The 21240-nt window shown below is 70.7% G+C and carries 17 protein-coding genes; 5 read left to right on the top strand and 12 right to left on the bottom strand.

What is annotated here, in order from left to right; genetic code table 11:
- Positions 1 to 54 precede the first annotated feature (54 nt).
- The 6 genes from DEU37_RS13315 to DEU37_RS13290 are packed head-to-tail and all read right to left on the bottom strand — an operon-like array spanning position 55 to position 6515.
- Positions 55 to 858 carry an HpcH/HpaI aldolase/citrate lyase family protein gene (locus DEU37_RS13315; protein ID WP_121191108.1) on the bottom strand — a complete coding sequence of 268 codons (804 nt, stop codon included), beginning with the start codon at positions 856 to 858 and terminating at the stop codon, positions 55 to 57.
- Complete coding sequence (locus DEU37_RS13310; protein WP_121191107.1) at positions 843 to 1628, bottom strand: 2-keto-4-pentenoate hydratase; 786 nt, start codon at positions 1626 to 1628, stop codon at positions 843 to 845. The genes DEU37_RS13315 and DEU37_RS13310 overlap by 16 nt, the downstream gene beginning before the upstream one ends.
- Before the next feature lie 26 nt (positions 1629 to 1654).
- Positions 1655 to 2803, bottom strand: a complete 1149-nt coding sequence (hpaD, locus tag DEU37_RS13305) for a 3,4-dihydroxyphenylacetate 2,3-dioxygenase (RefSeq protein WP_121191106.1) — start codon at positions 2801 to 2803, stop codon at positions 1655 to 1657.
- Position 2804: 1 nt separating this feature from the next.
- Positions 2805 to 4319: a 5-carboxymethyl-2-hydroxymuconate semialdehyde dehydrogenase gene (hpaE, locus tag DEU37_RS13300; protein WP_121191105.1), complete on the bottom strand. Its 1515-nt coding sequence runs from the start codon at positions 4317 to 4319 to the stop codon at positions 2805 to 2807.
- 43 nt (positions 4320 to 4362) lie between these two features.
- Positions 4363 to 5055 carry a GntR family transcriptional regulator gene (locus DEU37_RS13295; protein ID WP_121191104.1) on the bottom strand — a complete coding sequence of 231 codons (693 nt, stop codon included), beginning with the start codon at positions 5053 to 5055 and terminating at the stop codon, positions 4363 to 4365.
- The gene (locus DEU37_RS13290) at positions 5055 to 6515 is read right to left on the bottom strand and encodes a fumarylacetoacetate hydrolase family protein (RefSeq protein ID WP_121191103.1); all 1461 of its coding nucleotides are present in this window, start codon (positions 6513 to 6515) and stop codon (positions 5055 to 5057) included. The genes DEU37_RS13295 and DEU37_RS13290 overlap by 1 nt, the downstream gene beginning before the upstream one ends.
- Positions 6516 to 6621: 106 nt before the next feature.
- On the opposite strand from DEU37_RS13290, the gene DEU37_RS13285 reads away from it, so the two are divergent.
- Together DEU37_RS13285 and DEU37_RS13280 are read left to right on the top strand one after the other, a co-directional pair.
- A complete protein-coding gene (locus DEU37_RS13285) occupies positions 6622 to 8010 on the top strand; it encodes an MFS transporter (protein ID WP_121191102.1) in 1389 nt (462 codons plus the stop codon).
- Positions 8011 to 8028: 18 nt separating this feature from the next.
- On the top strand, positions 8029 to 9924 hold the full coding sequence (locus DEU37_RS13280) for an FAD-dependent monooxygenase (protein WP_121191101.1): 1896 nt from the start codon (positions 8029 to 8031) through the stop codon (positions 9922 to 9924).
- Positions 9925 to 10014: 90 nt separating this feature from the next.
- Here the strand turns inward: DEU37_RS13280 and DEU37_RS13275 are convergent, their stop codons facing one another.
- Together DEU37_RS13275 and DEU37_RS13270 are read right to left on the bottom strand one after the other, a co-directional pair.
- Positions 10015 to 11793, bottom strand: a complete 1779-nt coding sequence (locus tag DEU37_RS13275) for a Na+/H+ antiporter (RefSeq protein WP_121191100.1) — start codon at positions 11791 to 11793, stop codon at positions 10015 to 10017.
- Between the two features lie 323 nt (positions 11794 to 12116).
- A complete protein-coding gene (locus DEU37_RS13270) occupies positions 12117 to 13781 on the bottom strand; it encodes a thiamine pyrophosphate-binding protein (protein WP_121191099.1) in 1665 nt (554 codons plus the stop codon).
- Between the two features lie 139 nt (positions 13782 to 13920).
- On the opposite strand from DEU37_RS13270, the gene DEU37_RS13265 reads away from it, so the two are divergent.
- Positions 13921 to 14988 (top strand): winged helix DNA-binding domain-containing protein, encoded by a 1068-nt coding sequence (locus tag DEU37_RS13265; protein WP_121191098.1) that lies wholly within the window; start codon positions 13921 to 13923, stop codon positions 14986 to 14988.
- A 68-nt stretch (positions 14989 to 15056) separates the two neighbouring features.
- Here DEU37_RS13265 and efeB read toward each other — a convergent pair whose 3' ends face one another.
- From efeB to DEU37_RS13245, 4 genes are all read right to left on the bottom strand, one after another.
- Positions 15057 to 16373: an iron uptake transporter deferrochelatase/peroxidase subunit gene (gene efeB, locus DEU37_RS13260; protein WP_121191097.1), complete on the bottom strand. Its 1317-nt coding sequence runs from the start codon at positions 16371 to 16373 to the stop codon at positions 15057 to 15059.
- Positions 16370 to 17599: an iron uptake system protein EfeO gene (gene efeO / locus DEU37_RS13255; protein WP_121191096.1), complete on the bottom strand. Its 1230-nt coding sequence runs from the start codon at positions 17597 to 17599 to the stop codon at positions 16370 to 16372. The genes efeB and efeO overlap by 4 nt, the downstream gene beginning before the upstream one ends.
- On the bottom strand, positions 17596 to 18540 hold the full coding sequence (efeU, locus tag DEU37_RS13250) for an iron uptake transporter permease EfeU (protein WP_121191095.1): 945 nt from the start codon (positions 18538 to 18540) through the stop codon (positions 17596 to 17598). The genes efeO and efeU overlap by 4 nt, the downstream gene beginning before the upstream one ends.
- 113 nt (positions 18541 to 18653) lie before the next feature.
- On the bottom strand, positions 18654 to 19352 hold the full coding sequence (locus tag DEU37_RS13245) for a D-alanyl-D-alanine carboxypeptidase family protein (protein WP_121191094.1): 699 nt from the start codon (positions 19350 to 19352) through the stop codon (positions 18654 to 18656).
- Positions 19353 to 19439: 87 nt separating this feature from the next.
- Between DEU37_RS13245 and DEU37_RS13240 the strand changes: the two genes are divergently transcribed.
- Both DEU37_RS13240 and DEU37_RS13235 read left to right on the top strand, forming a co-directional pair.
- On the top strand, positions 19440 to 20129 hold the full coding sequence (locus DEU37_RS13240) for a response regulator transcription factor (RefSeq protein WP_112932543.1): 690 nt from the start codon (positions 19440 to 19442) through the stop codon (positions 20127 to 20129).
- Entirely contained in the window at positions 20126 to 21238 is a 1113-nt protein-coding gene (locus tag DEU37_RS13235) for a HAMP domain-containing sensor histidine kinase (protein ID WP_310790705.1), read from the top strand. Before DEU37_RS13240 ends, DEU37_RS13235 begins: the two co-directional genes overlap by 4 nt.
- Positions 21239 to 21240: the final 2 nt, after the last annotated feature.

The following is a 21240-nucleotide window of genomic DNA, read 5'->3' as shown; positions in this document are numbered from 1 at the left end:
GTGCGCCGGGGGCTTGACAGCGCCGCGACACGTGTCGACACGCGGCGCCCCGCGTCAGTACGAGTCGCGCTCCGCGTGGTCGTGCTCCGCCACCCACCGCGCCGCGAGGGCCTCCGACCCGCGGGCCAGCAGCGCCACGTCGGCGCCCACCAGGATGAATGCGGCGCCGTCGTCGAGGTAGGCCTGCGCGAGCTGCGGGTCGAACGCGTTCACCCCGACGGGAAGGCCCGCCGCGCGGACGGCCGCGAAGGTGCGCCGCACGGCGGCGACGACGTCGGGGTGCGTCTGCTGCCCGAGCAGTCCCAGAGAGGCGGCGAGGTCGCTCGGTCCGACGAACACGCCGTCGATGCCCTCGACGGCGGCGATCTCGGCTGCCGCGTCGACGCCGTCGGCGTTCTCGATCTGCACGAAGACCGACACGGACGCGTCGGCGGTGGCCAGGTAGTCCTCGACCCTGTTCCATCGCGCCGAACGTGCCAGGGCCGAACCGACGCCGCGGCGACCGCGCGGCGGATAGCGTGTGGCGGCGACGACGGCGCGCGCCTCGTCGGCCGACGACACCATCGGCACGAGGATGTTCTGTGCGCCGAGGTCGAGCACCTGCTTGATCGTGACGGGGTCACCGATCGGTACGCGCACCATCGGGGTCGCGTCGGACCCGTCGATGGCCTGCAGTTGAGCGAGCACGCTGTCGAGCGTGTTGGGGCCGTGCTCCATGTCGACCAGCAGCCAGTCGAGCCCCGACCCCGCCATGATCTCTGCGACCAGAGGTGAGCCGCTGCAGACCCAGCCGCCGACGAGGGGGCGGGATGCCGCCGCCAGCCGATCGCGGAAGGTCGCCCTCAGACGAAACGACACTCGATCACCCCCATCTGTCCGAAGTCGCACCGCACCGCGTCGCCGCGATGCACCCACATGGGCCGCGTGAACGATCCTGCCAGGATGATCTCGCCCGCCTCCAGCCGCGCGCCGTGCTCGTGGAACTTGTTGGCGAGCCACGCGACGCCGGTCGCGGGGTGGCCGAGCACGCCGGCGGCGACGCCCGTCTCCTCGATCTCGCCGTTGCGGCTGAGCACGCCGGGCACCCAGCGCAGATCGATCTCGTCGGGGCGCTTGCGCACGTCACCCAGCACCATCGCGCCGTACGCCGCGTTGTCGCTGATGGTGTCGACGATGGTCCGCCCCTCCAGCTCGATGTGCGAGTTCAGCACCTCGAGGGCCGCAACCGCGTGATCGATCGCGGCGAGGGCGTCCTCGAGTGTGCAATCGGGTCCTTCGAGCGGCGTCTTCAGTACGAACGCCAGCTCCACCTCGATGCGCACGTTCGAGAAGTGATCCACGGGGATCTCGGCGCCCGAGCGGTAGACCGTGTCGTCGAACATGACGCCGTAATCCGGCTCGCTGATACCCGTCGCCTGCTGCATCGCCTTCGAGGTTAGGCCGATCTTGCGCCCCACGAGCGTGCGCCCGGAGGCGATCTGCGTGTCGCGCCAGCGCCCTTGGATCGCGTACGAGTCCTCCACCACGGCATCCGGATACCGCGCGGTGATGCGCGGGATCACGCTGTGCGTGCGGTCGGCCTCGGCGAGCTCCGCCGCGATGGCGTCGATCTGTGCGTCGGTCAGCATGGCGTCCTTTCGGGTCGGCCGGCGGGCTAGAGCTGGTTGCCGAGCTTGAACTCCCCGGCGCCGACCTCTTCGGGAGCGCGGGTGTAGCTGAAGCCGTCGGCGCCGATCGTGACCGCCATTTCGCTCGCATCGGTGCGGGCGCGCACGGGCTGCGGGTTGCCGTCGAGGTCGAGCACGACGGAGCCGTCGGTGTACCAGGACGGCACGACGGGATTTCCCCACCAGTCGCGACGTTGGTTGTCGTGGACGTCCCAGGTGACGACAGGGTTGTCGGGGTCGCCGGTGTAGTAGTCCTGCGTGTAGATCTCGACCCGGTGACCGTCGGGGTCGCGCAGGTACAGGTAGAACGCGTTGGAGACGCCGTGTCGGCCCGGGCCCCGCTCGATGGAATCGGATCGGCGCAGCGCTCCGAGCTTGTCGCAGATCGCCAGGATGTTGTGCTTCTCGTGCGTCGCGAAGCACACGTGGTGCATGCGGGGTCCGTCGCCGCCGGTCATGGCGGTGTCGTGCACCGTGGGCTTGCGGCGCATCCAGGCGGCGTAGACGATGCCGTCCTCGTCCTGGATGTCCTCGGTGACGCGGAAGCCGAGGGATTGCATGAATCCGACGGCGCGCGGCACGTCGGGCGTGATCTGGTTGAAGTGGTCCAGGCGGACGAGCTCACCGGGGGAGTAGAGATCGTAGCGCCACGACAGGCGCTCCACGTGCTGCGTCTCGAAGAAGAACTCGTACGGGAAGCCCAGCGGATCCTCCACGCGCACCGAGTCGCCGATGCCCTTCGTGAACCCCTCCCGGCGCCGCTCGACGCGGCATCCGAGCTCGGAGTAGAACGCGACGGCCTTGTCGAGGTCCTCCGCCGACCGCACACGGTACGAGAAGGCGGCCACCGCGGCGACCGCACCCGTGCGCAGGACGAGGTTGTGGTGGATGAACTCCTCCGTCGAACGGAGATAGATCGCCTCGTCGTCCTCCTCGGTGATGTGCAGCCCGAGGACGTCGACGTAGAACTCGCGGGATGCCGCCAGGTCGGTGACGACGAGCTCCATGTACGCGCAGCGCAGGATGTCGGGGGCCGGGGCGGAGGGCGTGGCGATGGGGTTGTCCGCGTGGATCGGTGCCTCCTGCGAGACGAAGAATCCCGAGGAGGTTCGGATCATCTGGCTGCGGTCGGTCATCTCAGGCTCCCTTGCCGAAGGTGGGGTTGTGGGCGGGGCCGAGCGTGATGTGCACGGCCTGCTGGTCGGTGTAGAAGTCGATGGAGCGGTAGCCGCCCTCGTGTCCGAGGCCCGAGGCCTTGACCCCGCCGAAGGGCGTACGGAGGTCGCGGACGTTGTTGGAGTTCAGCCAGACCATGCCGGCCTCGACGTTCTGTGCGAAATTGTGTGCGCGCTTCAGATCGCTGGTCCACACATAGGCGGCCAGGCCGTACTTCGTGTCGTTGGCGAGGGACAGCGCCTCCTCGTCGGTGTCGAACGGCGTGATCGCGACGACGGGACCGAAGATCTCCTCCTGGAAGATGCGCGCGTCGGGGGCGACGTCGGCGAACACGGTGGGGCGCACGAAGTTGCCGTGCTCGAAGCCTTCCGGCCGGCCGCCGCCGGCGACGAGGCGGCCCTCGCTCTTGCCGAGCTCGACGTACGACATCACCTTGGCGAAGTGCTCCGGGTGCACGAGCGCGCCGACTTCGGTCGCGGGGTCATCGGGGTAGCCGACCGTCACACGGTCGGCCTGTGCCGCGTACCGCTCGACGAACTCGTCGTAGATCTCGCGCTCTACGAGGATGCGGCTGCCGGCGGTGCAGCGCTCGCCGTTGAGCGAGAACACCCCGAAGATGGTCGCGTCGATCGCCGCGTCCAGGTCGGCGTCGGCGAAGACGATGGCCGGGCTCTTGCCGCCCAGCTCCATCGACAGTCCCTTCAGGAACGGGGCGGCGTTCGCGAAGATGAGCTGGCCGGTGCTGCTCTCGCCGGTGAAGGAGATCAGGGGCACGTCCGGGTGCTTCACGAGCGCGTCGCCGGCGTCTTCACCGAGACCGTTGACGAGGTTGAACACCCCCTCGGGCAGGCCCGCCTCTTCGAAGATGCCCGCCCACAGCGAGGCCGACAGGGGAGTGAACTCCGCGGGCTTGAGCACGACGGTGTTGCCGGTGGCCAGGGCAGGTCCCAGCTTCCACGACTCGAGCATGAACGGCGTGTTCCACGGCGTGATGAGGCCGGCGACGCCGATGGGCTTGCGGTTCACGTAGTTGAGCTGACGGCCGGGAACCTTGAAGGCGTCGTCGGTCTGGGCGACGATCAGGTCGGCGAAGAAGCGGAAGTTCTCCGCGGCTCGGCGCGCCTGCCCGAGCGCCTGGGTGATCGGCAGGCCCGAATCGAAGCTCTCCAGCTCGGCGAGGCGCGCGTCGCGCGACTCGACGATGTCGGCGATGCGGTGCAGCACGCGCGAGCGCTCACGCGCCTGCATGCGCGGCCAGGGACCCTCGACGAACGCCTTTCGCGCGGCGGCGACAGCGAGGTCGACATCGGCCTTCTTGCCCGCGGCGGCTTTCAGATAGGTCTGGTTGGTCACCGGATCGAGCACATCGAACGTGTCGGCGTCGACCGAGTCGACGAAGCGGCCGCCGATGTAGTGCTGGATGTGCTCCGGCAGATCGGCCGGAACGCGGCGGGCGGTGGTGAGCGCGGTGGTCATGGAGGCTCCTTCGTGGGAGGGGCGGATGCCGGAAGGCGATGAGTCAGAAGGCGGGGAGGCCGAGCGCTTCGTCGGGGTGCTCGTGGATCATGTAGGCGTCGAGAGTCGCTGAGCGGTGGCGGCGCGAGGCCTTCTCGATCTCGGCGAGGGGAGCACCGGTCTCGATGAGCACGAGGATGTTCTCGTGCTCGCGCACCGACTCGGCGGCGCGCCCGGGCACGAAGCTGAACGTCGAGTCGCGCAGATGCCCCAGTCGCGCCCACTCGGCGTGCACCAGTTCGAGCATTCGGGGGTTGGCGCACTTCTCGAACAGGATCGCGTGGAACTCCTGGTTCAGCGCGGTGAAGGCGCGCGGGTCGAAGTGCTCGAGCGTCTCGACCATCAACTCGTTGACCTGGCGCGCGCGCCGCACGTCGTCGGCGGTGAGCGCGCGTGCCGAGAGGGCCGTCGCCGCCCCCTCCAGGATGCTGAGCGCCTGCATGCTGAAGCGGTAGGCGGTGTCGTCGACCATCGACACGCGCGCGCCGACGTTGCGTTCGAACATGACGAGGCCCTCGGCCTCGAGCTGGCGGATCGCTTCGCGCACCGGCACCACGCTCATGTCGAGTTCGCCGGCGATCGTGCCGAGCACGAGACGGTACCCGGGGGTGAACTCCTGCGCGGCGATGCGCTCCTTGATCCAGTGGTAGGCCTGCTGCGACTTGCTCTGCGCTGTCGCGGGGGTCATGGCAGCCATCAGGAGCTCCTCTCGCTCTCATAACGGGCACGCCATTCGGCGTTCATCGGGAACAGGCCGTCGACGCGATGACCGGATGCCACCTGTCGGGCGATCCACGCATCCTCCTCCTCCTGGGCGAGGGCAGCGTCCACGACCTCCTCGGCGAGAGCGGGCGGCAGCACGATGACGCCGTCGCCATCTCCGACGACGATGTCGCCGGGCTCGACGGTCGTGCCGCCGCAGCCGATCGCGACGTCGGTCTCCCACGGGATGTGGCGACGGCCGAGAACCGCGGGGTGGGGACCGGCGCTGAAGACCGGGATGCCGACGGCGGCGACCGCCTCGGCGTCGCGGACGCCCCCGTCGGTCACGATGGCGGCGGCGCCGCGCGCGTGGGCGCGGATCGCCAGGATGTCGCCGAGCGTGCCGGATCCGGTTTCGCCGCGGGCCTCGATGACGAGGACCTCACCCTCCTCGACCGCGTCGAACGCGCGTTTCTGGGCGTTGTAGCCTGCGCCGCGCGCGGCGAAGAGGTCTTCGCGGTGCGGGAGGAAGCGCAGGGTGCGGGCCGTGCCGACGAAACGACTGCCCGCGGTGAGCGGGCGCACCCCGTCGATCGTGACATCGTTGAGCCCGCGCTTGCGCAGCTGTCCGCTGAGGGCGGCGACGGGAACCCGGGAGAGTTTCTCGCGCAGCGCTGCGGTGAGCACCGGGGCCGGGGCGATGAGCCCGGCCGCGTCCGAGGATCCCCATGCCTCGGCGCGCTGGTGGTCGTCGACGGCGGGGAGCGAGCCGATCGCACCGTCGAAGGCGCGTGCGCCCTGCACCACGGTGGTGCGCAGCCGCCCGGTCGACAGGGGCCCGGCATCCACCTGCACCTCGACGACGTCGCCGGGGACGACGACCGACGAGCCGGCGGGTGTGCCGGTGAGGATGACGTCGCCGGTCTCGAGGGTGAAGTGCTGCGACAGGTCGGCGACGATCCGGGCGAGCGGGAAGATGAGGCCGGCGGTGGTGTCGTCCTGCACGAGCTCGCCGTTGACCCAGGTGCGCAGGCGCAGGCTCGCCGGGTCGACACCGGCCGCGTCGATCAGGGTCGGGCCGATCGGGGTGTAGCCGTCGCCGCCTTTGGATCGGACGTTCGATCCCTTGTCGTTCGCGCGCAGATCGTAGAGGCCGAAGTCGTTCGCGGCGGTGATGGCGGCCACGTGCGACCACGCGTTCTCGGGCGTCGTCCATCGGGCGGGCGCGCCGATGACGAGAGCGATCTCGCCTTCGAACGCGAGCAGCTCGGTGCCGGCGGGGCGCTCGATGTGCGCGCCCGAGGCGGCCAGCGAGCTGGACGGCTTGAAGAAGTACGAGGGGGATGCCGGGCGGCGGCCGCGCTGGTCGGCGCGCGAGGCGTAGGCGAGGTGGACGGCCACGATCTTGCCGGGGCGGGCGCCGAGGGCGGCGAACCGGCTGTCGGTGTCAGTCATGGATGCTCCCTTGCGTCGTATCCGAAATCGTATATGATCGTCGTCACCGCGGCAAGCATCGCTTCGCCGCCCGACAATGACGTCACACTGACACGGGAGTCACCTCATGAGCGCATCCACGAACCACCCCGTCGGGTTCACGCCGACCGGGACGATCGCGACGTCCACGGACCGCCGCCGCGTCATCTTCGCCACGATCGTCGGCACGACGGTCGAGTGGTACGACTTCTTCATCTACGCCTCCGCGGCCGGCCTGGTCTTCGGCAGCCTGTTCTTCGCTCCCGCCGGGGAGGGGTTCGCTCAGGTGCTGTCCTTCATCACCGTGGGCATCAGCTTCCTGTTCCGGCCCTTCGGCGCCTTCCTCGCCGGCCACTTCGGCGACAAGTACGGGCGCCGGCTGGTGCTCATGGTGACCCTGATCCTGATGGGCGTGGCGACCACGCTCGTCGGTCTCCTTCCGACGTATGCCGCGATCGGCATGGCCGCTCCCATCCTGCTCGTGCTGCTGCGCATCCTCCAGGGGATCTCGGCCGGTGGTGAGTGGGGCGGTGCCGTGCTGATGGCCGTCGAGCATGCCCCCAAGACGCGGCGCGGCGTCTTCGGCGCCTCTCCCCAGATGGGCGTGCCCCTGGGCCTGCTCCTCGCGTCGGGCATGCTGGCGCTGATGGCCACGATCGCACCGGGGGAGGCCTTCGTGCAGTGGGGGTGGCGCGTGCCGTTCCTGCTGTCGTTCGTGCTGATCGTCATCGGCTCCTACATCCGTCGCCGAGTGGAGGAGAGCCCGGTGTTCGCCGAGCTCGCCGAGCGCAAGGAGGAGACACGGATGCCGATCGTCGCGCTGTTCCGCAAGCACACGCTGCTCGTGGTGATCGCGGCCCTCGTGTTCGCCGGCAACAACGCCGTGGGATACATGACCACCGGCGGCTACATCCAGCGGTACGCGACCGACCCGAAGGGACCGATCGGCCTCGCCACCGCCGACGTGCTGGGCGCGGTCACCCTCTCGGCGATCACCTGGCTCGTGTTCACGTTCCTCGCCGGCTGGATCTCCGATCGCATCGGACGGCGGACGACCTACATCATCGGCTGGCTGTTCCAGCTGGTCGGGGTGTTCCTCCTCTTTCCGCTCGTCAACACCGGCTCTATCGTCCTGCTGACGCTGGGCCTGGTGATCCTCACGGTCGGGCTCGGTTTCACCTACGGCCCCCAGGCGGCCCTCTACGCCGAGCTGTTCCCGGCATCCATCCGCTTCTCGGGAGTTTCGATCTCGTATGCGATCGGCGCCATCCTCGGCGGCGCGTTCGCTCCGACCATCGCGCAGGCGATCGTGCAGGCGACGGGATCCACGACCGGTGTCACCTGGTACCTCGCGGGCATGACCACGCTGGGACTGGTCGCGACGCTGCTGCTGCGTGAGCGCAGCGGCATCCCGCTCGGACCCGACCACGAGGCCGAACAGGCGGTCAGCCCCATCCGAGGGCTCTCCCAGGCGTGAGCCGGAAGGACGACGACGATGCAGTTCCACCACCACGGGTATGTCTCCGCCGATCCTCGGGTGCAGCCGGCGGCGGGGACGGGCATCGACCGGCCGGGCGTGCTCCGCGACGAGGTCGATGTCCTCATCGTCGGCTCGGGACCGGCCGGAATGCTCCTGGCGGCGCAGCTGTCGCAGTATCCCGGGGTGCTCACCCGCATCGTCGAGCGGCGTGAGGGGCGGCTCGCTCTCGGGCAGGCCGACGGCATCCAGCCGCGCAGCGTCGAGACGTTCCAGGCCTTCGGCTTCGCGGAGCGGATCGTCGCCGAGGCGTACAACATCGGCTGGATGAACTTCTGGGGCCCGGACCCGAAGAACCCCCAGAACATCGTGCGTCGGTCGCGCACCGCCGACTACGCCTACGACATCAGCGAGTTCCCGCACCTCATCGTCAACCAGGCCCGCGTGCTCGACTACTTCGCCGAAGCGGCGGCGCACGGTCCGGGCAGGATCTCGCCGGACTACGGGGTGGAGTTCACCGGGCTCACGGTGCACGAGACCGGCGAATATCCGGTCGAGGTCGGCATCCGCTACGTCGCGGGGGAGCATGCCGGAGAGCAGCGCACGGTGCGGGCGAAGTACGTCGTCGGCTGCGACGGCGCGCGCAGCCGCGTGCGCGCGGAGATCGGGCGGGTGCACGTCGGCGACATCTCGCAGCACGCCTGGGGCGTGATGGACGTGCTCGTCGAGACGGACTTCCCCGACTGGCGCATCAAGTGCGCGATCAACGCCGAGGCCGGCAACATCCTGCACATCCCGCGCGAGGGAGGGAACCTCAGCCGCATCTACGTCGATCTCGGCGCCGTCGCGGACGATGACGACCACCGCGTGCGCCAGACGCCCGTCGAGGAGATCATCCGCCGCGCCAACGAGATCCTGCACCCGTACACGCTCGAGGTGAAGAGCGTCGCCTGGCACAGCGTGTATGAGGTGGGCCACCGGGTCACCGACGGCTTCGACGATGCGCTCGACGGCGGACGTGACCCCCGCGTGTTCCTCACCGGCGATGCCTGCCACACCCACAGCGCGAAGGCGGGGCAGGGCATGAACGTCTCGATGCAGGACGGCTTCAATCTCGGATGGAAGCTCGGCTCCGTGCTCACCGGGCTGAGCCCGGCATCCCTCCTGTCGACCTACACCGCCGAGCGCAGGCCGGTCGCCCAGCAGCTCATCGACTTCGACAAGGAGTGGTCGACGCTGATGGCGCGAAAGCCCGAGGAGATCTCCGACCCCGCCGACCTCGCCACCTACTATCTCGCCACCGCCGAGTTCCCCTCGGGGTTCATGACGACCTACGCGGAGGGGGCGGGAGTCGTCGCCGGCGATGCCCACCAGCATCTCGCGACCGGGTTCCCGGTGGGCAAGCGCTTCAAGAGCGCGCCCGTCACCCTGGCCGCCGATGGCAACGCGGTGCATCTGGGTCATCACGCGAAGGCCGACGGGCGTTGGCGTCTGTACGCCTTCGCCGACCGCGACGGGCTCGCAGACGACTCACCCCTGGCGCGCTTCGCGGCCTGGCTGATCCAAGACCCCGGATCGCCGGTGCGCCGTCACACCCCGACGGATGCCGACATCGACGCCGTCTTCGACGCGAAGGTGATCTACCAGCAGGGCTTCGACGCCATCGATGTCACGCGTGCGCCCGCGATCTTCCGCCCGCGTTCGGGCGCGCTGGCGCTCACCGACTGGGAGAAGGTGTTCGCCGCGGCGCCCAACCGGTGGAACGCGGTCGACATCTTCGACGCCCGCGGGCTGTCGCGGGACGGCGTGATCGTCGTCGTACGCCCCGATCAGTACGTCGCGGCGGTGCTGCCGCTGGAAGCGACCGACGAGTTGGCGGACTTCTTCGCCCGGTGGATGCTGCCCGCCGCCTGACGGCCCTGGCGTGTCGGCGACCGAGCGAGGCTTCCGCTCCCGGTCGTTGAGCGAGGCCCGGAGGGTCGAGTCGAAACGCAGAACTGCGCCTCAGTCGAGGTCGTCGTACCCGCTGAGGCGCAGCTCCTCGGCATCCATGTGCGCTTCCAGCCGTCGGGCGAGAAGATCGTCGACCGTGCCCTCACGCCGAAGGCGCAGCAGCACTTCGCGCTTGCGCTCCAGCAGAGCCAGCTTCAGTCGGGTCATCTCCTCGAAGCGCACCAGCGGCGACCGCTGGGTGAGATCGATCCCGGTCGAGGCGGCGAGCATCGTCAGGGAGGTCGCGCCATCGGCGCCCGCCACGGCCGGGTCGATCCCCACGCTGGGCGCAGAGCCGTTCACGACGCTCTGCGCACCGGTGTCGGGGGCCGAGGGCGCCGCGACCATGCCCTCCAGCTGAGCGATCTGGTCGGCATCCGAGGAGGCCTGGGCGCGGGCGAAGGCGCGCGCGTTGGCGAGCTCGAGCATGTCGTACCCATCCTGACGAGCCCGCTCGCGGACCTCGTCGCTGATGCCGTGCTCGGCCGCGATGTCGTCCAGAGCGGCGATCGCCGCACCGGTGATGGTCCGCTGCGCCAGCTCGATCTCGTCGGCGGCCCAGTCGTCACTGGGCAGCTTCGCCCACCGGACGATGACAGGAAGCAGCGGGCCCTGCACGAGAAGGCTCAGGACGATCACGCCGGCGGTCACGAAGACGACGGCGTCGCGGCCGACGAGGGGTTGGCCGGATGACGTCGTCAGCGGCACCGAGAGCGCGATCGCCAGCGACACGGCGCCGCGGAACCCGGCGAGCGTGCTGACGACGCGGGCGCGGTTCAGCGATCCCGGCCCGGACCCGGAGGCCAGTGCCGGGGTGCGCGGGCGCGAGAACGGGGTCATCAGCAGCTGGAACACGTAGCGCACGACGAGCAGCGCGGCCCACGCGGCCACGGTCAGCAGCGCGAGCCCCCACACGTCGCTGGGGGAGATATCGTGCAGCACGAGCTGCACCTCCAGGCCGATCAGCACGAACAGGGCTCCGTTGAGCAGGTAGACGCCGAACGGCCATGCCGCCATCGCGGTGCGGCGGGAGGCGGCGGTCGTGATGCGCGGCGACGCCCACGCGATGATGAGGCCGGCGAACACGACGGCCAGCACCCCCGAGGCGTTCACGAGCTCCGCCAGGAGGAACGCCGTGAACGGAACCAGCAGCAGTGTCACGTTGATCGACAGTGCGTGGCGCATCCGCCGCAGCGAGAGGTAAGCGAGCGCCGCGACGACGATGCCGGCGATCGCTCCGCCGAGGTAGGAGACGAGCACGGTGGCGGTGATCGACCAGCCCGTGACGGTGTCTCCGAGGGCGACGGAGATCGCGATGGCGTAGAGAACGAGCGCGGTGCCGTCGTTGGTCAGGCTCTCCGCCTTCAGCTTCATGAACGTGCGCTGGGGAAGCAACCGTCCGAGGGCGGCGACAGCCGTGGCGTCGGGCGGGGCGACGGCGGCGCCGAGGATCATGGCGGCCGGCCAGGGCAGACCGAACAGCGTGGCGACCCACGCGACGGCGAACGCGGAGGCGACCACGAGCAGAGTGCTCATCGGGATGATGTAGCGCAGCGACCGGCGAACGCCTCGCAGCGATGTGGTCAGGCTCTCCCAGAAGAGCATCACGGGCAGGAACAGCAGCAGCACCGTCTCCGGCGGCAGCTCGATGTGACGCAGCGCCGGCACGAATCCCAGCACCAACCCGATGACCAGCAGCACCAGCGGCGTCGCTACGCGCAGGCGCGGCGCGAGGATCGTTCCCGCCAACACCGACAGCCCGAGCAGGACGGTGACTTCCAGACCTTCCATGGCACCCCGATTCCGCGCGCACGTCCCGACGGATATCCGTCGCAGCCCAGTGTGCGCCACAGACACAGCGTTCCGACAGGTCTGCGCATTCCCGCCGCGGCGGCCTATTCGGGGCCGGTCATCTCGCTGGTTCCGTATTCAGTCTCGGCGCCGTGCCCGGTGCCGGTCGGCTGCGCGAACCCGGGGTCCCCGCTGAGGCGGGCGGGCGCGCAGACTGAATACGGCACAGGGGAGGGGTGCGCCGCCTCCCGGACGTCGCCTCCCGGACGTCGCCTCCCGGACGTCGCCTCCCGGGTCGAGATGGACCCGACGCAGGCCTCGCATCAGGAGTTCACGCGGATGATCTCCTGCTGGTAGGGGGCGATGACGTCGCCGGAGATCCGGCAGTCCAGCAGGAGGAAGGGTCGATCGGATGCCGGGACCTGCACCCACCGCGCGAGCTCGTCGAGGTCGTCGAGCGTGCGCACCACCACTCCTCGCGCACCGACCGACGCGGCGAGGCCTGCGAAGTCGACCTCGGGGATGAGCATCGGCTCCCGTGCCAGGCCCTGGAGGCCGTACAGGTTGATCTCCGCGCCGTAGGCCGCGTCATTCCACACGACGGCCAGTCCGCGCCCCGCGGCCACGCGCACGGCGGACTCGAGGTCGGCCAGCGCCATCAGGCCGCCGCCGTCGCCGGTGGACAGCACGACGGTCGCGTCGGGCTTGGCCAGCGCCGCACCCGGCACCGACGGGAAGCCCAGGCCGATCGACTGGTATGCCGTGCCGACCATCATCATGCGGTCGGGCGCCGCGACCGGCCAGTACATGTTCGCCCAGCCGAGGAAGTGCCCGCCGTCGGTGACGACGACGCGGTCGCGGGTGGACGGGGCGCTCTCGAGCAGCTCCCCGATCCGCTCGGCGACGGACCGCGGGTCGAGCCGGCCGTCGGGAGCGAGTGCGTCGCCGTGGTCGCGAGCGCGCAGGGCCGCGACGTCGATGCTCTCGCGCCAGCCGCTGGGCGCGGGATCGGTGCGGGCCAGCTCGTCGCCGAGCGCTTCGGCGACGAGCCGCGCGTCGCCGCGGATGTACCCGCCGACGTGCGGGTGGGTCGCGGCGGGGGCGACATCGACCTGGACGACGCGGGTGCCCGGGGTGAACAGTGCGCCGAAGCGCATCGTGAACTGGTTGAGTCCCGCGCCGAAGACGACCGCGACATCCGCCGTCGAGATCAGCTCCATGGCGCGCTCGGCGCCGAAGCCGCCGGTGACGCCCAGGTCGTACTCCGTCCGGGGGAACACTCCGCGGCCGAGGGCGGTCGTCGCGGTGATCGCGCCGGTGGCGTCCGCCAGGCGGCCGAGCGCGTCGCCGGCACCGGCGACCCACGCGCCGCGACCGGCCAGGAGCAGCGGCCGCTCCGCGGCGGCCAGCGCTCCGGCCAGATCGGCGATCGCCGCACGCGCGAACGGCGACGGGGCGATCGGCGCGGGAAGCGTCGGCTGCGGCGCCGGTGGCACCGGGCCTGCCTCGATCCTGGCGACGTCGTAGGGGATGGCGAGCACCGTCGGCACACGATAGGCCAGCGCGTGCTCGATCGCGATGACCGTGGTGGCCGCGGCATCCGCCCGTCCGACCGTGTAGGTACGGGCGCCGACAGCCGATGCCAGCGCGATCTGGTCGACGTCCCACGGACGAGGGCCCGACGTCGGCTCGTCCCCGACGACGAGCACGAGCGGCACGTGGGCCTGCACCGACTCCGCCAGAGCGGTCAGCGTGTTGGTGAAGCCGGCCCCGTAGGTGGCGGTCGCGGCGGCGAGGCGTCCGCTCGCCCGATGGTAGGCGTCCGCAGCGACGACCCCGCCCGCCTCGTGGCGTACGGCCGTGTACTGCACGTCCGTGGAGCGCTCCAGGGCGTCGAGGAAGTAGGCGTTGCCGTTTCCCATCACGCCGAAGACGTGGTCGATGTGGGCGGCAAGAGTCTGGGCGACGTGCGCAGAGACGGTGGGCATGGGGCCTCCGGAAGACGAAACGGTGAATGGATGCCGTATGTGTCTCGCGTGCCCCTTTTTCGAGCACCGGATGCCGCGTCGCGCCCGGACCCGTCGATTATACGAGGCGCGTGTCGGCGGCGGCGGGCAGGATGGGGGCATGGTCCCCGTCCGCGTCCGCGCTGCGCGCCTGGTGAGCCATGCGCTCGCCGAGCCCACGGCGGATCTCGTCGGCGCGGCGCGTCGGCTCACAGCGACGCAGGCGCAGGAGTTCTGGGCGGGGCGGTGGGCCCTCGGCATCCGCACGGCGGGGGAGCCGACACTCACCGACGTCGACCGGGCCTTCGCCGCCGGAGCGCTCGTGCGCGCCTGGACCCAGCGCGGCACCCTGCACATCGTCGCGGCAGAGGACCTCGGGTGGATTCTGGCGCTCACCCGGGATCGACAGCTGCGGCAGGCCGCCGGCGTGCACCGCAACCTCGGGATCGACGCCGACACGATCGTGCGTGCGGAGCGCGCGGTGCGGGCCGCACTCGCGGGAGGCAACCGGCTCACGCGTGCCGAGGTCGGCGAGGCGATGACGGCGGTCGGCATCGACGTGGCGGGCTCCCGCGGAAACCACCTGCTGTCGGCGATCGCGCTTCGCGGCGGCGCCGTGTTCGGTCCGGTCGTGCCGCGCGACGGTGGGATCACGCGGGAACAGTACGTCGTCGCCGCCGACGAATGGCTGCCGGATGCCGCGGCCCCCGCCGAGCCGCTGGGGGAGCTGCTGGTCCGCTATCTCGTGGGGCACGGCCCAGCGACGCTCGAGGACTTCCGCTGGTGGGCGGGCCTGCCGCTCGGGCTCGCCCGGGCCGGTCGCGAGGCCGCGGGGGAGCGCGTCGTCGAGGGGGAGGACGCGCTCCTGGCCGTCGCCGGTGCGGGGCCGCAGCTCGAGGCGCCGCCGGCCGAGGTGCTCGCCCTGCCTCCGTTCGACGAGTACTACCTCTCGTACGCGGACCGCTCGCTCGTATGCCCGCCCGCGCATCTCGCGACGATCGGGCCCACCCTCAACGGCCTGGTGCGTCCCGTGCTCGTCGCCGCGGGTGAGGTCATCGGAACGTGGCGGCACTCGACGGCGGTGGGGCGGCACCATCTCGATCCCCTCCCCGAACCCTTCGCCCCCGGGGTCGAGGCCGGCGCCGTCGACGTGGCGCTCGCGCGTTTCGCGAGGTTTCTGCGCGCGTGACGGTTCGGGGTCGCCTGTGGTCGTTCACGAGTGGCATGGGCGACCACACGCGACCCCGAAGCGTGGGGTCAGGCGAACAGACCCGCCCCGACGTACGAGCCCTCCCGGGCTCCCGGGGGGACGGCCCACAACCCTGAGCCGATGTGGCGGATGTACTCGTTCAGCAGGTCCCTGGACAGGGCGCGCTGGAGAGTGACGAACTGCTCGGGAGAGCGCTGGTACGCGAGGAAGAAGAGCCCCGCGTCCAGGCGCCCCAGCTCGGTGTTGCCGTCGACGTAGTTGTAGCCGCGGCGAAGGACGCGGATGCCCTTGTTGAGGTCGGGATGGGCGAGGCGCACGTGACTGCGCGCGTCGATCGCCGGCTGTCCCGTGGCGCCGACGGCGGAGAAATCCGGCGCCGTCTGCTCCTGTCCGCCCGAGAGAGGTGCGCCGTGCGCCTTGTCGCGTCCGGTGATGCGCTCCTGCTCGCTCAGGCGCACGCGATCCCACGTTTCGATGAGCATCGCGATCTTGCGGGCCACGAGGTAGGAGCCGCCGACGAGCCAGGCCGGTTCGTCGCCGTCGCCGACCCAGACGTGCTGATCCAGCGCCGCCTGATCATCGGCGAGGATGTTGGCCGTGCCGTCCTTGAACCCGAAGAGGTTGCGCGGCGTCGCCTGATCGGCGGTGGTCTTCGAGGTCTTGCCGAATCCGAGCTGCGACCAGCGCAGCCGCGCCCGACCGAAGGCGATGCGGCTCAGGTTGCGGATCGCGTGCACGGCGACCTGCGGATCGTCGGCGCACGCCTGGATGCAGAGGTCGCCGCCCGTGTGATCGGGCGCCAGGTCTTCGCCGAGGAATGCCGGCAGCGCGGTGAGCAGGGCGGGGCGGCGATCGGCGAGACCGTAGCGGTCGGTGCCGTCGGCGGCCGTGAACAGCGTCGGGCCGAACCCGAATGTGACCGTCAAGCCGTTCGCGGCCAGCCCCAGCGCTTCACCGGTGTCGTCCGGCGGCGCCTCGGGCGATCCTCCGACCGCGCCGCTGGCCGAGACATCGAGGCCCTGTGTCATCCGCGACGCCGCGTAGGACCAGTCCTGGAGAAGCTCGATCAGATCCTCGCGGGTTGTCCCCGCCATCATGTCGAACGACGCGAAATGCAGGTGGTCCTGCACGGGCGTGGTGATGCCGGCCTGATGCGCGCCGTAGAACGCGTACGGCGAGGCCCCGCCGGCGGCCCCACGCGCGCGACCCACGGCGACACCCGCCGCGGCTCCCGCGCCGGCGCCGACGGCGAGACCGGCGGCGCCGACGCCGGCCGCAAGGCCGAGCAGGCCTCGGCGGCTGAGGCCTGCGCGCGGCGACGGGTCGACGCGCTCGTCGCCCGCAGGCGCTTCGCCGGTGCTCACTGCAGGATCGTGGAGGTCAGCTTGGACAGCGGCTCCGCCAGCGCGTTGATGAGGTCGGTGAGCTGACGCTTGTCGGCTTCGCTCAGCTGCCGGTAGTTCACGAAGCCGGCGCTCAGCGACCCGTGGCTGGCCAGCGCGGCCTCCAGGGCCGCGTAGCCGCTGTCGATCCGGCCGGCGAGCTCGGTTCCGGTCGCCCCGGAGGAGACGGCGAAGTCCTTGACGAGCGAGAACGCCATCTTCGATCCCTCGACGTTGGCCGCGAAGTCGTAGAGGTCGGTGCCGCTCCACCAGTCCTCTTCGCCGCTGATCTTTCCCGTGGCCACTTCGTCCAGGAGGGCGATCGCGCCGTTGGAGATGCCGCCGATGCCCTGCGCGTCGAGTGCCTTCTGGAACGCGTCGCCGTGGACGTAGTCGTTCAGCTCGCCCACGTCGGCGATCAGCTTCGCCCCGTATGTCGCGCGCTCGGCGGACGTCGAGGGCGCCCAGTCCTTCCACGCGGGAGTGGAGCCGTCGGAGTTCAGAGCGTCCTGAGCGGGCACCCAGAGGTCCTTCTCGATGCGGTGGAAACCGGTCCAGTCGAGACCTTCCGCGACGGCATCCACCTCGCGGTAGTCGATGCGCGGGTCGAGGTCGCCCAGCGACTCCGCGACGGGCTCGATCCGCTCGTAGAACGCGCGCGTGGTGGGGAAGAGGCTCCGCGCCTTCTCGTCGTCGCCGGCCTCGTAGGCGCTCACGAAGCTCGCCACGGCCGGGACGAGCTGTTCCACCTGGTCCTTGACGAACGATGCGTACAGATCGACGGCCTTCTGCTTCTGGGCGGCGTCGTCGCCGGATGCCGTGACGGCATCGCCGGTGACCGTGAAACCGGTGCGACCGACGCCGTCACCGATCATGCCGGGCTTGCACAGCGTGAAGTAGTCGCCGGGCTGCGCGACGACGGTGAGCGTGCGCGAGGCGCCGGGGGCGATGTTCTCGACCTCGCCGACGATGCGCAGGCCGTCCGAGGCCAGGAGGTAGAACTCCGTCACCTGCGAGCTGGCGTTGGTCACCGCGAACGCGAGCGTGCCGCTGGTGGCGGTCGCGGTCGAGACGGTGCACGCCGTGTCGGTGGAGGTGACGGTCAGGGCGTCGGAGGCGGCGACGTCGGTCTTGGCGACGCAGCCGGCCAGCACGAGGGCGGTCGCGCCGAGAGCGGCGACGGCTCCCCAGGTGCGTGTGCGGGTCATGATGCTCCTTGGTGGTGGGAGAGGTCCGCGTGGTGCGGGACGGATGAGAGGGGCGCGGATGCCGAGGGCCGGGCGGCCCGGCGATCGAGACCGCGGACGAACAGCGTGCCGACGATGGTCAGATACAGGGCCCAGGCGAGGACCTGCAGCCAGGACATCTGCGGCATGAAGCCGACGGTGGCCTGCAGGATCGCGGCGAGAGGGCTTCCCGGCGCGATCGCCGCCGAGAGGTCGAACGCCCAGCCGAAGGGGAAGCCGGCCGCCCCCACGGCGACCGTGCCGCCCACGATGGGCGCCAGCGCGGAGAACGGACCGGGAAGGGCGCCGGCCTCCTGCAGGTCGTGGATCGCGTACGCCAGGACGCCGGCGGCGACGATCACGAGGAAGCCGCCGGTCCAGCCGAAGAAGACGCGGAGGTCGAGGCGCACCATTCCGCGGGCGAGGAGCCACCCGAGGATGACGGCGGCGGCGAGGCCGAGCAGCGCGCCGAGAAGGGCGGAAGGCGTGTCGCCGAAGGACTGCACCATCGACCACAGCAGGAGCGTCGTCTCGATGCCTTCGCGGGCGACGGAGACGAATCCGATGAGGACGATCCCCCAGAGGCCGCCCGTCGCGAGAGCCCGGTCGACTCCGCCCTCGAGGGTCTTCTTCATCGTGCGGGCGGTCTTCTGCATCCAGAAGATCATCCAGGTCACCATGCCGACGGCGACCAGAGAGAGCAGGCCCCCGATCAGCTCCTGTGCTTCGAACGTGAGGGCGTAGGCGCCGAAGGTGAGGATCGCGCCGATGCCGACGGCCAGGGTGACGGCCAGGCCCACGCCGATCCACAGCCGGGGAAGGACGTCGCGCCGGTCGATGCGGCGCAGGTAGGCGACGAGGATGCCGACGACGAGCGCGGCTTCGAGGCCTTCGCGGAGGCCGATCAGGAAGGTGGCAAGCACGAGCGTTTCTTCGGGGAGGGGAAGTGAGGTTAGGCGAACCTCACAAACAGCGAGCGTACACCCAACCACGCCACCCCACCACGCGCGTCCGCCGCCGCACGCCCGTGCACCGCTCAGCGGGCCAGGCGCGGATCGCTCGACGGGTCGGCGTACGTCGGCGGACACCCGTTCCTGCCGGCATCCCGTCGTAGTTCGACGTGCCACGGCTCGTTGTCGTACACCAGGCACAGCCCGAACGCCGGACCATGACGGGCGATCCAGTCCTGCGTGCCGCGGCCGTCGAGGTCGGCGGCGGCGCCCTGCACGTGCAGGGAGGTGTCGGCCGTCGCGACCCACCGCGCCGCGCGCTCGCGCGAACCGTACTGGCTCACCGCCTGCGACAGCAGCGACTCCTGCTGCGCGGGCGAGCGCCAACCGCTCGTGACGAAGAAGCTGACGCCGTCGGCGTAGGCCTGGGTGCTCGCACGCTGGAGGGCGTCCAGGAGTGCGGGATCCATCCGCGAGATACCCGGGTACTGCGCGTCGAAGGGAGTCACCCCCCAGGGTAGGTAGCCGTCGGCGACGGACGTCGCCGCATCCGTGGGGGCATCCGCGGGTTCGGGGTTCGGCGCAGACGACGACGTCGACGAGTCCGACATCGACCCGCGGGACTCCGCGGGTGGCAGGTGCGTCAGCGGGTCTCCGAGCAGCAGCATCAGCACCGTGGCGGTGACCAGCACGAGAGCTGCGGTCATCCCGGCGGCGAGAAGCCATCGCCGGCGGAGGGGGTGGGCAGAGGTGGCCGCGGGCGGAGTGGAGAGGTGACGTGCCATGCGGGCGAGTCAAACGCGGAGGCCGTTGCGGGAGCGTCGCCGAAATCCGATACGCCGACGATATGCGTGGCCTCTTAGCATCGAAGAATGCGCGTGCTGGTCCTGGAGGACGAACCCCTGCTGGCCGATGCGATCCGTGACGGGCTGCGCCTGGAAGCGATCGCGGCCGACCTCGCGGGCGACGGCGATACCGCGCTGGAGTTGCTGTCCTACACCGACTACGACGTCGCCGTGCTCGATCGCGATGTTCCGGGGACATCGGGAGATGCGGTCGCGGCGTCGATCGTGCAGGGCGGCACGGGGGTGCCGATCCTCATGCTGACCGCCGCCGACCGGCTCGACGACAAGGCGTCGGGATTCGAGCTGGGCGCCGATGACTACCTCACCAAGCCGTTCGCGATGCGCGAGCTCGTTCTGCGGCTGCGCGCCCTCGAGCGTCGTCGCCGACGGGTGCGCCCACCCGTGCGCGAACTCGCCGGCATCCGCCTCGACCCCTTCCGTCGTGAGGTGTACCGCGACGGTCGCTATGTCGCGCTCACTCGCAAGCAGTTCGCCGTCCTGGAGGTGCTGCTCGAAGCGGGCGGCGGCGTCGTCAGCGCCGAGGAACTGCTCGCACGCGCCTGGGACGAGAACGCGGATCCTTTCACCAACGCGGTCCGCATCACGGTGTCCGGTCTGCGTCAACGGCTCGGTGGTCCCGCCGTGATCGCGACGGTCTCCGGCGTCGGCTATCGCGTCGAGGTGCCGGCGTCCGACGCTGAGGCGGAGGGGAGGTGAGTGCGACACCGTCGCCCTCTCCCGGTGCGCGCCGGCGTGCCGCGGGGCTGACCTTCCGGGTGAAGCTCATGCTCAGCTATGCCGGCACGGTTGCGCTCGCCGGCGCTCTGTTGCTGTCCGTCGTGTGGCTGTTCCTTCTGCGATACGTCCCGGAGGAGGCGGCGCCGACGACCGGCGGGTTCATGCCGGGTCGCGGCGATCTGCTGCGGGCATTCGTGCCCCCCGCGCTCGCCGCGTGGGCCCTGCTGATCGTCGTCGGACTGGTGGGTGGGTGGTTCCTTGCCGGGCACATGCTCGCGCCGCTGGGGCGGATCACCCGTGCGACGCGGCTGGCCGCCGCCGGATCGCTGTCGCATCGGATCGGCGCCCAAGGCCCCGACGACGAGGTGCGCGAGCTCGCCGACAGCTTTGACGCCATGCTGGCGCGCATCGAAGCGCAGGTCGCGGAGCAGCGTCGCTTCGCCGCGAACGCATCGCACGAGTTGCGCACACCGCTGGCCATCACCCGGGCGATGCTCGACGTTGCCGCCGCTGACCCGGACCGTGACGTCGACGCTCTGCTCACGCGGCTGGCTCGCGTCAACGGACGGGCGATCGAGCTCACCGAGGCGCTGCTCTCGCTCAGCCGCGCCGAAGGCGGGGCCCTCGACCCCGTCCCCGTCGATGTCTCACTCCTGGCCGATCAGGCCGCGGAGACCTTTCTGTCGCTCGCCGAATCGCGGGGAATTGCTCTGCAGCTCGAGACGCTGCCGGGCATCGCGCGGGGATCTCAGTCGCTGCTGCAGCAGCTCGTCGTCAACCTCGTGCACAACGCGATCGTGCACAATTGCGATGATCACGGCTGGGTGCGAATCGGTGTGCGCTCGGCGCAGGGCGGCGTCGGTCTGCGCGTGGAGAACTCCGGGCCCGTCGTCCCGTCGGAGATGCTCCCGACTCTGCTGGAGCCGTTCCAGCGTGGGGCGCAGCGCGCACATCGCGGCGAGCGCGAGGGAGCCGGTTTGGGACTCGCGATCGTCGCGGCGATCGTTCGTGCGCACGACGGCAGTCTGACCCTGTGGCCGCGCGACGACGGCGGGCTGCTCGTGGAGGTCGTCCTGCCGGCCGCGTAGGC

It is taken from the genome of Microbacterium sp. AG790, assembly GCF_003634765.1.
In the GTDB taxonomy this organism is placed as follows: Bacteria; Actinomycetota; Actinomycetes; order Actinomycetales; family Microbacteriaceae; genus Microbacterium.
This window is presented reverse-complemented; position numbering and strand designations above follow the sequence as displayed.

Excerpts from the sequence above, each read along its gene's own strand:
- DEU37_RS13310 (WP_121191107.1), bottom strand. The coding sequence starts at position 1,628 with ATGCTGACCGACGCACAGATCGACGCCATCGCGGCGGAGCTCGCCGAG.
- hpaD (WP_121191106.1), bottom strand. The coding sequence starts at position 2,803 with ATGACCGACCGCAGCCAGATGATCCGAACCTCCTCGGGATTCTTCGTC.
- hpaE (WP_121191105.1), bottom strand. The coding sequence starts at position 4,319 with ATGACCACCGCGCTCACCACCGCCCGCCGCGTTCCGGCCGATCTGCCG.
- DEU37_RS13295 (WP_121191104.1), bottom strand. The coding sequence starts at position 5,055 with ATGGCTGCCATGACCCCCGCGACAGCGCAGAGCAAGTCGCAGCAGGCC.
- DEU37_RS13290 (WP_121191103.1), bottom strand. The coding sequence starts at position 6,515 with ATGACTGACACCGACAGCCGGTTCGCCGCCCTCGGCGCCCGCCCCGGC.
- DEU37_RS13285 (WP_121191102.1), top strand. The coding sequence starts at position 6,622 with ATGAGCGCATCCACGAACCACCCCGTCGGGTTCACGCCGACCGGGACG.
- DEU37_RS13280 (WP_121191101.1), top strand. The coding sequence starts at position 8,029 with ATGCAGTTCCACCACCACGGGTATGTCTCCGCCGATCCTCGGGTGCAG.
- DEU37_RS13275 (WP_121191100.1), bottom strand. The coding sequence starts at position 11,793 with ATGGAAGGTCTGGAAGTCACCGTCCTGCTCGGGCTGTCGGTGTTGGCG.
- DEU37_RS13270 (WP_121191099.1), bottom strand. The coding sequence starts at position 13,781 with ATGCCCACCGTCTCTGCGCACGTCGCCCAGACTCTTGCCGCCCACATC.
- DEU37_RS13265 (WP_121191098.1), top strand. The coding sequence starts at position 13,921 with ATGGTCCCCGTCCGCGTCCGCGCTGCGCGCCTGGTGAGCCATGCGCTC.
- efeO (WP_121191096.1), bottom strand. The coding sequence starts at position 17,599 with ATGACCCGCACACGCACCTGGGGAGCCGTCGCCGCTCTCGGCGCGACC.
- DEU37_RS13245 (WP_121191094.1), bottom strand. The coding sequence starts at position 19,352 with ATGGCACGTCACCTCTCCACTCCGCCCGCGGCCACCTCTGCCCACCCC.
- DEU37_RS13240 (WP_112932543.1), top strand. The coding sequence starts at position 19,440 with ATGCGCGTGCTGGTCCTGGAGGACGAACCCCTGCTGGCCGATGCGATC.